Below are 11773 nucleotides of genomic sequence, written 5' to 3'. Positions count from 1 at the left end.
ACGTACTACACAGGCTTAACTCTTTTAAGATAATCGATTACGATAGTCCTCATACTGGAATGTACGAATAACTTTTATACCTTCTTCATCATTATATGAACAAATACTTGGCAAATTCACACCGTTAAACATATGCGTTTTCACCATTGTATAATGCGCCATATCGGTAAATACAAGTTTGTCACCGGGCTTTAGTGGCTCATCAAATGAATAATCACCGATAATATCTCCAGCTAGACAAGTCATTCCACCTAAACGGTACGTATACGTTTTTTCGTTCGGCTGACCTGAACCGATAATATGTGCGCGGTACGGCATTTCAAGTGTATCTGGCATGTGGCAAGTTGCAGATGAATCCACAATCGCAAGCTCCATCCCGTTTTGAATAATATCTAAAACAGTTGCTACTAAATAGCCTGTATTCAGTGCAATCGCTTCACCTGGTTCTAAAATAACCTTCACATCATATGTGTCTTGAATACGATTAATTAAGCTGACTAAAAGCTCGACATCATAGCCGGGTTTTGTAATATGATGCCCACCACCGAAGTTTATCCACTTCATTTGATGTAGGTACTGTCCGTACTTTTCTTCAAAGTGAACTAAAATTCGTTCTAACACATCGGCACCCTGTTCACACATCGCATGGAAGTGAATCCCTTCCACACCCGCTAATTCATCTGGTCGGAATGATTCAAAAGGAATTCCTAAACGTGAATTAATATAGCAAGGGTCATAAAGAGGTGTTTCCACTTCAGAATAACCTGGGTTCACACGTAAACCGATTGAAATGTTTTTTTCGTGATTTAACACTTTATCTTTATATTTATTTAACTGATCAAAAGAGTTAAAGACGATATGGTCTACATATGTTAAATATTCATCGATTTCGTGCTCTGCATAAGCGGGTGCGTACGCATGAACTTCTTTACCGAATTCCTCAAAGCCAAGGCGTGCTTCGAATAATGAAGACGAGGTAATACCGGCTAAGTAATTTCTGACAAGCGGAAATGTTGACCACATGGAAAACCCTTTTAACGCCAATAAAATCTCGCAGCCTGTACGGTCTTGCACGGATTTTAATAATGTTAAATTGCGCTCTAGCAAACGCTCATCTACAACAAAGGCAGGAGAGGGTGCACTAGACCAATTGATGCCAGTTTCTTTTTCGAGAGCTGCGTCCATCATTGGTTTGTGGTTCTTCTTTACGTCCGGCATTACGCTTTAACCTCTTCTTTAGTAGTGAATTCAAGGTCCACTAAATCAGGATTTTCTGTTTCTTGCCATGGTAGACCCCATTTATTTAAAGCATCCATGAATGGGTCTGGATTGAAGTCTTCTACATTCCATACACCAGGTTTTTGCCATTCACCGTTCATAACAAGCATCGCACCAATCATGGCAGGAACACCCGTTGTGTAAGAAATTGCTTGTGAGCCAACCTCTTTGTAGCACTCTTGGTGGTCACATACATTGTATACGTAGTATGTTTTTTCTTGTCCATCTTTTAGACCGCGTACGATACAACCGATGTTTGTTTTACCTTTTGTAAGTGGACCTAATGTTGCTGGGTCTGGTAAAACTGCTTTTAAGAACTGGATTGGCTGAATCATTTGACCATTGAATTCAATTGGTTCGATTGAAGTCATCCCAACATTTTCAAGTACGTTTAAATGTGTTAAGTATTTTTGACCGAATGTCATCCAAAAGCGGATTTGTTTTAGTCCTTTAATGTTTTTTGCTAAAGATTCTAATTCCTCATGATAAAGAAGATAGCAATCTTTTTCGCCAACCTCGGGTAAGTTGTACACCATTTTATGTTCTAAAGGCTTTGTTTCGATCCATTCGCCTTCTTTCCAGAAACGACCGTTCGCTGTAATTTCGCGAATGTTGATTTCTGGGTTAAAGTTTGTTGCGAATGGCAGTCCGTGGTCGCCACCATTTGCATCCACGATATCGATGTAATGAATTTCATCGAAGTGATGCTTTTGTGCATGCGCCGTGAATACGCCTGTTACACCTGGGTCGAAGCCCGAACCTAGAAGCGCCGTAATGCCCGCTTCTTCAAAACGTTCTTTATAAGCCCATTGCCATTTATATTCGAATTTCGCAGTATCCAAAGGCTCGTAATTCGCCGTATCGATATAGTGCGTCTTTGTTGCCAAACATGCATCCATAATTGTTAAATCTTGATATGGTAAAGCTACATTGATCACCACATCTGGTTTAAATCCATTGATTAGGTCAATTAGTTCCTCCGTGTTATCCGCATCCACTTGTGCTGTGTGAATAATCGTTTTCCCACCATCTAATTTTTCCTTTAAAGCATCACACTTAGATTTTGTTCGACTCGCGATCATAATCTCTTCGAATACTTCAGAGTTTTGTACACATTTATGTACGACAACGCTAGCTACACCGCCAGCTCCAATAATCAATGCTTTACCCAATTTCTTGTCACGCTCCCAATCATAAGTTTATTTGTGTTTCGTTTTGAAACAAGATTGATTATATAGAATAGAAAGAAAGTTAGCAATTGCGTTTTTTAAAATATTTTTTTGATTTTTTAAAATGTGAAGTTTTTGTAATATGGGGGGGGAATAAATAAAAAAACAGATGAATAATCCTAAGTATTTTAAGGATTTTTCATCTGCAAGAAAGTTATTTTACGGTTTCTTTTTGTAAGAGGGCATCTTTATTTGTTACGGCATCAACGGCATCATAAATCGTGCTTTCAAAATGGTTCACTTGTAATGATGTGATACCTTGAATGGTTGTACCACCTGGTGAGCAAACCTGGTCGATTAATGCCCATGGGTGTGACTCAGATTGTAATACCATTTTGGCACTGCCAAGGACGGAGCTTGCGGCGATTTCTAATGCCATATCTTTTGGCATCCCTTCACGTACAGCTGCACGAGCAAGTGAATCAATGTATAAGTATGTGAATGCTGGGGAAGCACAGCCGATTGTTGTGAAAATCGAGAATAGATTTTCTTGTAACTCGACAATCGTACCAACTGTTGCGAAAAGCTGTGTGACAAGGTCTTTTTGTTCATCAGTTGCGTGGAGTGTGGAGAAACAACTTGTAGAAGCGCCAATTGTCGCATTGATATTCGGCATAACACGGAAAATCGTTTTGTCATGACCTAAATTTTCGTGTAAGTAATCCAGTGTTTTCCCAGCTGCAATCGAAATAATCATTTGCTTATTGGTCATGTGCTGCTGAATCGTTGGGATGACATCTTCGAACATTTGTGGTTTTACAGCAATAATGACGACATCTACTTGATGCATCATTTCTTCAATTGAATTTGCTGCTTGAATCCCGTATTTTTTCACAAGAGCTTCTGTTTTATATACAGAGCGATTGATACCATATATATTTTTTGCTTCAAATTTTTCGCTAGAAATCATGCCGTGTATTATTGCACTGGCCATATTCCCTAGTCCGATAAAACCGTACTTCATAAACTAATTCCTTCTTTCATGTATAACGAGACTTTTGCATAGCGATTAGTATACCGTAGCAAGAATCCAATGCAAACTGATATGAATTATAAATGAAAAAACAAGTATAACCATTTGCTGTTTGGTTACACTTGTTTATAAAATCTACTTATAAGAAATAGGCATTTTTTATGCCAACGGGCCAATCGATAACTTGATCGTTTTCCACTTTAACTTCTAATACTAAAATTTCGTTTTCGATTGCTTCTAATAGCCAATCGCTATAGAGTAACATCGGTTTTTCATCTTGAAGTAGCGCCTTAAGTTCGTTGTTCGTAATCGATAAAATTTCATATTCACATGTAATATGAATATGCTGCGGGATAACTTGCAGTGAACCGATTTTTATCGTACCAGGAATCGTCCCTTCAATTTCAATAATATTTGTCGTCACAACTTGTTTTTTGTGATCAACGAGTGTTTCAGTTACGAAATCGAATTTTACAGGGTATTCCACATCATTCACAATTGCAGTGCTACGACTAACAACACTAATGGGCAAATTTTCTAAAGAATTTTGGAAATTTTGCTTAAACTCTAATAATGCACTCTCTGAAAAAACAACCATTAAAAACACTCCTTCAATCTATTTTTTATGAATCATCTTAAGTTAATATGTATAGTATAAAGAATGGCTAAATAAAAAGACTATCACCTAGTCTTGGATTAAGTTGTCGCCTAAACGGGAACAATGAATTAAATTTCATTAATTTAAATATAAAAAACTAGTTGTTTCTAGCACTAATTATATACATTTTTTGGATGAATTCAAATAGAAGAAACATATATTTTGTGAATATATTGTTGAAGTTCTGAAACATAGGTACAATAAATGCAGCTGATACAGAATCTAATATAAATTCTGATCGATTTTGGAGTGATTGACATATGAAAGAAAAAACAACTTTTACGAAGCAAGGGAAAGTGGTGTTATTTCCTGGTACGATTGAACGCATGCTAGAAGAGGCGAGTGGACTAGCGGAAAATTATCAATACAACGAAGCAAATGAATTATTTGAAAAAGCCTTTGAGTTAACAGAAGGTGACGAATTATCATTAAGCGTATATGCGTACTCTTTATATGAAACGAAAAATTTCGAGCGCGCAAAAGTAATTTGTGAACAACTATTAGCATTAGGGCCTAACAATTACTTTGAAGTGATGGAATTGTATTTAACGATTGGTATGCAATTACGTCAATTTAAGCAAGTCGAAAAAATCATTGAGTCGCTATTAGAAGAAAATGCTGTTCCACTTGAACAAGTGGAAAAATTTGAACGTTTAAAAAGACTAAATGCGGAAATTGCACAAAATCAGTCGATGCAGGTCGATGAAATTGCTATTGTGGATGCAGATGAAACGGAAGAATTGGTGTTTGACGCGGTACACTTTTTACAATTACCCGTACAGCAACAACTTCTGCAAATTCATGAACTAACAGAAAAAAACATACGTCCGCTTGTTCACGAACTAACGCAAATTGTTGAAACGCAATCGATCCACCCATTTATCCAGAGCTTAATCCTTATATTATTAGTAGAACAAGAAGTCAATGTTGAGCTGACTGTATCAAAATTTGGACATTCACAAGTGGTTAATGTAGCACAACTTGAATTACCGACAAAATTGTCACAATTTCAAAAAGTAACATCAATTATTTTAGAGAAATTGGAACAAGATCCATCTACTTTAGAGTTCGTCCAATTTTTAATTGCCAAGCATGCCATTGTATTGTATCCATACGAATGGTTAGATTATGATAGTGAAGATATAGCGATAAGTTATATCGATTGGGTGAAGACGATGTTCGGCGAAATTAAAGAAATGAATTACGAAATTGTAGAGTTTTTACAAAATATAGAAGAAATTACAGAATTACAAGAGTAGTGAAAAAAGTTGAAACATTGAACAACTATGTTATACTAAAATGGTTGTCAACTTAATAGATACGACGAGTTTGTAAATCAAACAAAAAGTAAATTTTGGAGGTCATATACATGTCTGTAAATTGGGAAAAACAAGAAGGTAACCAAGGCTTATTAACGGTAACTGTAGCTGCTACAGAAGTTGATAAAGCTTTAGACCAAGCTTTCAAAAAAGTAGTAAAACAAATTAACGTACCAGGTTTCCGTAAAGGTAAAATGCCTCGTAACGTATTCGAAAAAATGTACGGTGTAGAAGCTCTTTATCAAGAGGCTTTAGAAATCGTAATTAACTCTTCATATCCAGTAGCATTAGACGAAGCTGGTATCGAACCAGTAGATTATCCAGAAGTTGCTGGTACTGAAAACTTCGCTAAAGGTGCTGAATTCACTTACACTGCAACAGTAACAGTGAAACCAGAACCAAAATTAGGCGAATACAAAGGCTTAGAAGTAACTAAACAAGCTTCTGAAGTAACTGACGAAGAAGTTCAATCTTTAATCGATGCTCAATTAGCTAAAAAAGCTGAGTTAGAAATTAAAGAAGATGAAGCAATCGTTGATGGCGATACTGCTGTAATCGATTTCGAAGGTTTCGTAGGTGAAGAAGCATTCGAAGGTGGTAAAGGTGAAGACTACTCACTAGAAATCGGTTCAGGTTCATTCATCCCTGGATTTGAAGAACAATTAGTAGGTTCTAAAACTGGCGAAACTAAAGACGTAACGGTTACTTTCCCTGAAGAGTATCATGCTGCTGAATTAGCTGGTAAAGAAGCGAAATTCGTAGTAACAATTAAAGAAGTAAAAACAAAAGTATTACCAGAATTAACTGATGCGTTCGCAAAAGAAATCGACCCAGAAGTTGAAACTGTAGAAGCATTACGCACTAAATTAAAAGAAACTACTGCTGCTAACAAAGAAGCAGATGCAGAAGCTACTTTACGTGATGAACTAGTAGAAAAAGCTGCAGCTAACGCTGAAGTTGAAATTCCACAAGGTATGATCAACACAGAAGTAGACCGCATGATCCAAGAATTTGGTCAACGCTTACAAACTCAAGGTATGAACTTAGACCTTTACTACCAATTCTCTGGTCAAAACGAAGAAGCATTACGCACTCAAATGGCTGAAGAAGCTGTTAATCGTGTAACTGTTTCATTAGTTTTAGAAGCAATCGGTCAAGCTGAAGCAATCGAAGTTTCTGAAGAAGATATCAACACTGAAGTTGAAAAAATGGCTGCTCAATTCGGTATGACGAACGAGCAAATTTTAACTGCTTTAGGTGGTACTAAAGTTCTTGAGAACGATATCCGTACTCAAAAAACAGTTGAGTTCTTAGTAGAAAACGCTAAAATCTCTAAATAATTTTAGTTAATAGTGTTCAAATTTTTTCGCAATCATTCACCATGGAAAAGGATGGTTGACGACATTAGTTGGATAGTAAATAAGACAATTATAGACAAGGTACGGATTATCCCGTGCCTTGTTTTATCACATAAACGAATAGTTATATGCATACATAATTCCGATTTATGCAAGATATTTTGCATAAATCAAAGATAATTATTATAGGTAGCTTCAATACGAACTGCCGTAAATTACTTAAGCAATGATGAGCAATCAATTTATTTGATTAAACGAGTAGAATCTTGTAAGATAGTTGCTTGAATAGGGGTGAACCAAATTGTTTAAATTTAATGATGAAAAAGGCAATTTAAAGTGCTCTTTCTGTGGTAAACCACAAGAACAGGTCCGTAAATTGGTTGCTGGACCAGGCGTATATATTTGCGATGAATGTATCGAATTATGCTCTGAAATCGTAGTGGAAGAACTAGGGATTGAGGAAGAAATCGAATTTAAAGACATTCCAAAACCTAAAGAAATTTTAAACATTTTAGGGGAATATGTAATCGGACAAGAGCGTGCGAAAAAAGCATTAGCTGTTGCGGTTTACAATCACTATAAACGAATTAATTCAAACTCAAAAATTGATGATGTGGAATTATCAAAATCAAATATCGTTTTAATTGGTCCAACAGGTAGTGGTAAAACGTTACTAGCTCAAACTTTAGCACGTATTTTAAACGTACCATTTGCCATTGCAGACGCAACAAGCTTAACTGAAGCAGGTTATGTTGGTGAAGACGTTGAAAATATTTTATTAAAACTAATTCAAGCGGCTGATTATGATATCGAACGTGCGGAAAAAGGGATTATTTATATTGACGAGATTGATAAAGTTGCTCGTAAATCAGAAAACCCTTCAATCACTCGTGACGTATCAGGTGAAGGTGTACAACAAGCATTATTAAAAATTCTAGAAGGTACTGTAGCGAGCGTTCCTCCACAAGGCGGCCGTAAGCATCCACACCAAGAATTTTTACAAATTGATACATCAAACATCCTTTTCATTGTAGGTGGCGCATTTGACGGCATCGAAACAATTATTAAACGTCGTCAAGGTGAAAAAGTAATTGGTTTCGCATCAAATCCGAATGCTGTTGTAGAAGAAGATGGGTCATTAATGTCTCAACTAATTCCAGAAGACTTATTAAAATTCGGTTTAATCCCTGAATTTATCGGACGTTTACCAATATTAGCAACTTTAGAACAGTTAAATGTCGATGCATTAGTTGAAATTTTAACTGCACCGAAAAATGCATTAGCAAAACAATACCAAAAAATGTTAGAGCTTGATAATGTAGAGCTTGAATTCGAAGACGATGCACTTGTTGAAATTGCAAAATTAGCAATTGAACGCAAAACAGGTGCACGTGGATTACGCTCAATTATCGAAGCAACAATGTTAGATGTAATGTTCGAATTACCTTCTCGCGAGGATATTAAAAAATGTGTCATTACAGCAGAAACAATTCGTGATAAAGCAGAGCCAAAGCTAATTTTAGAAGACGGTTCAGTTTTCACGAAAGAAGATAGTGAAAAAACTTCAGCATAATCTAGCTGGAAATATAAGCCAAACATGTAGCTGACTTAGACTTCATAAACAAGTCCAAAGTCAGCTTTTTCTTACAATTGGAATGATACATATTGGTTTGATGAAAATACCATAATTTAGAGAGTGCAATAAACTCTCTAAATTATAGTAGCCTCCGGCGGATGTCACAGATTTTTGAAGAAAGTTTTAAGAGGGTGTCAGCCTAAAAGTGTCGCATCCTGCGACAACGTCTGACTGACCCACGTCCTGTGGGCCTAAACTCGAAAAAATCTGGACACAATTACGCTGAGGCGTAATTGGTGAGTAACTTACACATACTTATATTGCGGGTTGTTTTTAAGATTTGGATGGAGGTGAATACCCGCGTGACAAAAAAAATTAATAATATGCCAATTTTACCTTTAAGAGGATTGCTCGTTTACCCTACAATGGTTTTACATATTGATGTGGGTCGAGAGCGTTCGGTAGCTGCTTTAGAACATGCGATGTTAGGAGATAGTACAATCTTTTTAATCACTCAAAAGGATTTACGCGTTGAATCCCCAGTGAAATCAGACCTTTTCGAAATGGGAACACTTGCAAAAGTAAAACAAATGTTGAAATTGCCAAATGGAACTTTACGAATTTTGGTAGAAGGTATTAATCGAGCAAAATTATTGCGTTATGAGGAAACAGAAAAATTTGCGGTAGCTGATCTTGAAATTTTTGAAGATGATCAGTACAAAGATTCAGAAACAGAAGCATTAATGCGCACAGTATTAACCTATTTTGAAAAGTATGCAAAATCTTCGAATAAAATTACAACTGAAACAATTGAATCTGTTTTAGACATTGAAGAGCCTGGCCGTTTAGCAGATGTCATCACTTCCCATTTACCATTTAAAATCGGGGAAAAGCAAGAAGTGTTAGCACTAACGAACATAAAAAAACGTCTAGATCATTTAATGATTCGATTGCATGATGAGCAAGAAATTTTAAATTTAGAGAAAAAAATTAGCACAAAAGTAAAACAAGCAATGGAGCGCACGCAAAAGGAATATTATTTACGTGAGCAAATGAAAGCAATTCAAACAGAGCTTGGCGATCGAGACGGTAAAACAGGTGAAATCGCAGAGCTTCGTAAAAAAATCGAAAGTTCAGGTATGCCTGATTCAACGTTAAAAGTGGCTTATAAAGAATTAGACCGCTATGAAAAGCTACCAGCAGCAAGTGCTGAAAGTGGTGTTATTCGAAACTATTTGGAATGGTTAGTAACTATTCCATGGAGCGAAAAAACAGAAGACCGTATTGATATTGCCTATGCGGAAGAAATTTTAAATCGTGATCATGACGGGTTAGAAAAAGTAAAAGAGCGTGTATTAGAATATTTATCTGTTCGCCAATTAATGAATTCATTACGCGGGCCGATTCTTTGTTTAGCTGGACCTCCAGGGGTTGGTAAAACAAGCTTAGCACGTTCAATTGCAGAAAGTTTAGACCGTAAATTTGTTCGTGTATCACTTGGTGGTGTACGTGATGAATCGGAAATTCGTGGTCACCGTCGTACGTATGTCGGTGCAATGCCTGGGCGTATCATTCAAGGGATGAAAAAAGCAGGTACAGTCAATCCTGTGTTCTTACTAGATGAAATCGATAAAATGTCGAATGATTTCCGTGGCGACCCTTCAGCAGCAATGCTTGAAGTGTTAGATCCAGAACAAAACAACACATTCAGTGATCATTTCATTGAAGAACCATACAGTCTACAAGATGTTTTATTCGTTGCAACGGCAAATGACTTAAGCACAATTCCAGCACCGCTTCTTGACCGTATGGAAATCATTAATATTGCAGGCTATACAGAGTATGAAAAAACAGAAATTACAAAAAATCATTTAATTCCTAAGCAAATGAAGGAACATGGTTTAAAGAAAGCACAATTAGCGATTAAAGATGAAGCAATTACAGATTTAATTCGTTACTATACGCGTGAAGCGGGTGTACGTGGGTTGGAACGCCAAGTAGCAACGGTTTGTCGTAAAGCAGCGAAGAAAATTGTTGCGGCTGAAAAGAAAAAAGTAACAGTGAGCTCAAAAGTATTAGTCGATATGCTCGGTAAACACCGTTTCCGTTACGGGCAAGCTGAAACTGAAAACCAAGTGGGTGTAGCAACAGGTCTTGCATACACGACAGTTGGTGGCGATACGCTACAAATTGAGGTTTCATTAACACCTGGTAAAGGGAAATTAATATTAACCGGGAAGCTTGGCGACGTGATGAAGGAATCAGCTCAAATCGCATTATCTTATGTTCGTACATTGACGCATCAGCTTGATTTAGATGCCGATTACTTCGAACAACATGATATTCACTTGCACGTACCAGAAGGTGCAGTACCAAAAGACGGACCATCAGCAGGTATTACGATGGCGACGGCAATTGTATCTGCAATTACTGGTAAAGCGATAAAACGTGAAATCGGAATGACAGGTGAAATTACACTTCGTGGTCGCGTGTTACCAATCGGTGGCTTAAAAGAGAAATCATTAAGTGCACACCGTGCTGGTTTAACAACAATCATCATTCCAAAAGATAATGAGCGCGATATTGATGATATTCCAGAAACAGTTCGTGAGCAGCTCACATTTAAACTAGTGTCACAAGCAGAAGAAGTTCTAGCGATTGCACTAGACGGAGGTTTTAGAAAGTAATGAAAGTCCATAACGTTGAAATGATCGGTAGTTTTGTCCGACCAGAGCAATTCCCAGAAGACGGCCTACCTGAGTTTGCCTTAGCAGGTCGCTCTAATGTCGGAAAATCATCGTTCATAAATCGTATGATTGGCCGTAAAGCAATGGCGCGAATTTCGTCAAAGCCTGGTAAAACACAACAGTTAAACTTCTATAAAATTGAAGAACAATTGTTTTTCGTGGATGTACCTGGTTACGGCTATGCAAAAGTTTCAAAATCAGAACGTGCAGCATGGGGAAAAATGATTGAAAAGTATTTCATGAGTCGCGAACCATTAAAAGCTGTTGTATTAATTGTTGATTTACGTCATGATCCAACAAACGATGACTGCATGATGTATGATTTCTTAAAGCACTATAATATTCCAGTAATCGTTGTTGCAACGAAAGCGGATAAAATCCCTAAAGGTAAGTGGGACAAACATAAAAAGGCAGTACGTGAAACATTAGAAATGGATAAACAAGATCCATTACTAGTCTTCTCATCTGAAAAGGGCTTAGGCTTAGAACAGGCTTGGACTGAAATCGAATCACGTATGTAAAAGTAAAGAGAGTGCTCTGTAAGTATTAACTTACGGGGGACTCTCTTTTTTAATAAATTAGAATAATTCCTTGATGTATGCCGACTTTTGCCGATAAAAATGGTAGGAGGTGTT

Annotated in this window: 9 protein-coding genes; 5 read left to right on the top strand and 4 right to left on the bottom strand. The window is 36.9% G+C overall.

Annotated elements, in window-relative coordinates:
* Window positions 1-24 precede the first annotated feature (24 nt).
* The 4 genes from nspC to DCE79_RS12700 all read right to left on the bottom strand — a co-directional run bounded on the left by nspC (window position 25) and on the right by DCE79_RS12700 (window position 4078).
* Window positions 25-1188 (bottom strand): carboxynorspermidine decarboxylase, encoded by a 1164-nt coding sequence (nspC, locus tag DCE79_RS12715; RefSeq protein ID WP_369916816.1) that lies wholly within the window; start codon window positions 1186-1188, stop codon window positions 25-27.
* A gap of 29 nt (window positions 1189-1217) precedes the next feature.
* On the bottom strand, window positions 1218-2450 hold the full coding sequence (locus tag DCE79_RS12710; RefSeq protein ID WP_108713410.1) for a saccharopine dehydrogenase family protein: 1233 nt from the start codon (window positions 2448-2450) through the stop codon (window positions 1218-1220).
* A 211-nt stretch (window positions 2451-2661) separates the two neighbouring features.
* On the bottom strand, window positions 2662-3471 hold the full coding sequence (gene proC / locus DCE79_RS12705; RefSeq protein WP_108713409.1) for a pyrroline-5-carboxylate reductase: 810 nt from the start codon (window positions 3469-3471) through the stop codon (window positions 2662-2664).
* Between the two features lie 148 nt (window positions 3472-3619).
* Window positions 3620-4078: a hypothetical protein gene (locus tag DCE79_RS12700; protein ID WP_108713408.1), complete on the bottom strand. Its 459-nt coding sequence runs from the start codon at window positions 4076-4078 to the stop codon at window positions 3620-3622.
* A 320-nt stretch (window positions 4079-4398) separates the two neighbouring features.
* On the opposite strand from DCE79_RS12700, the gene DCE79_RS12695 reads away from it, so the two are divergent.
* The 5 genes from DCE79_RS12695 to yihA all read left to right on the top strand — a co-directional run bounded on the left by DCE79_RS12695 (window position 4399) and on the right by yihA (window position 11659).
* Complete coding sequence (locus DCE79_RS12695; RefSeq protein ID WP_108713407.1) at window positions 4399-5397, top strand: tetratricopeptide repeat protein; 999 nt, start codon at window positions 4399-4401, stop codon at window positions 5395-5397.
* 110 nt (window positions 5398-5507) lie between these two features.
* On the top strand, window positions 5508-6797 hold the full coding sequence (gene tig, locus DCE79_RS12690) for a trigger factor (protein WP_108713406.1): 1290 nt from the start codon (window positions 5508-5510) through the stop codon (window positions 6795-6797).
* Between the two features lie 319 nt (window positions 6798-7116).
* Window positions 7117-8388: an ATP-dependent protease ATP-binding subunit ClpX gene (clpX, locus tag DCE79_RS12685; protein WP_108713405.1), complete on the top strand. Its 1272-nt coding sequence runs from the start codon at window positions 7117-7119 to the stop codon at window positions 8386-8388.
* Window positions 8389-8735: 347 nt separating this feature from the next.
* Window positions 8736-11078 (top strand): endopeptidase La, encoded by a 2343-nt coding sequence (lon, locus tag DCE79_RS12680; protein WP_168214687.1) that lies wholly within the window; start codon window positions 8736-8738, stop codon window positions 11076-11078.
* Complete coding sequence (gene yihA / locus DCE79_RS12675) at window positions 11078-11659, top strand: ribosome biogenesis GTP-binding protein YihA/YsxC (protein WP_108713403.1); 582 nt, start codon at window positions 11078-11080, stop codon at window positions 11657-11659. The genes lon and yihA overlap by 1 nt, the downstream gene beginning before the upstream one ends.
* Window positions 11660-11773: the final 114 nt, after the last annotated feature.

The organism is Lysinibacillus sp. 2017, assembly GCF_003073375.1.
Taxonomy (GTDB): domain Bacteria; phylum Bacillota; class Bacilli; order Bacillales_A; family Planococcaceae; genus Solibacillus.
The sequence above is the reverse complement of the archived record's forward strand: the minus strand, read 5'-3'. Positions and strand labels throughout refer to the sequence as shown.

Coding starts and splice junctions, on each gene's coding strand:
- proC (WP_108713409.1), bottom strand. CDS start 3,471: ATGAAGTACGGTTTTATCGGACTAGGGAATATGGCCAGTGCAATAATA.
- DCE79_RS12695 (WP_108713407.1), top strand. CDS start 4,399: ATGAAAGAAAAAACAACTTTTACGAAGCAAGGGAAAGTGGTGTTATTT.
- yihA (WP_108713403.1), top strand. CDS start 11,078: ATGAAAGTCCATAACGTTGAAATGATCGGTAGTTTTGTCCGACCAGAG.
- lon (WP_168214687.1), top strand. CDS start 8,736: ATGGAGGTGAATACCCGCGTGACAAAAAAAATTAATAATATGCCAATT.
- tig (WP_108713406.1), top strand. CDS start 5,508: ATGTCTGTAAATTGGGAAAAACAAGAAGGTAACCAAGGCTTATTAACG.
- DCE79_RS12700 (WP_108713408.1), bottom strand. CDS start 4,078: ATGGTTGTTTTTTCAGAGAGTGCATTATTAGAGTTTAAGCAAAATTTC.
- nspC (WP_369916816.1), bottom strand. CDS start 1,188: ATGATGGACGCAGCTCTCGAAAAAGAAACTGGCATCAATTGGTCTAGT.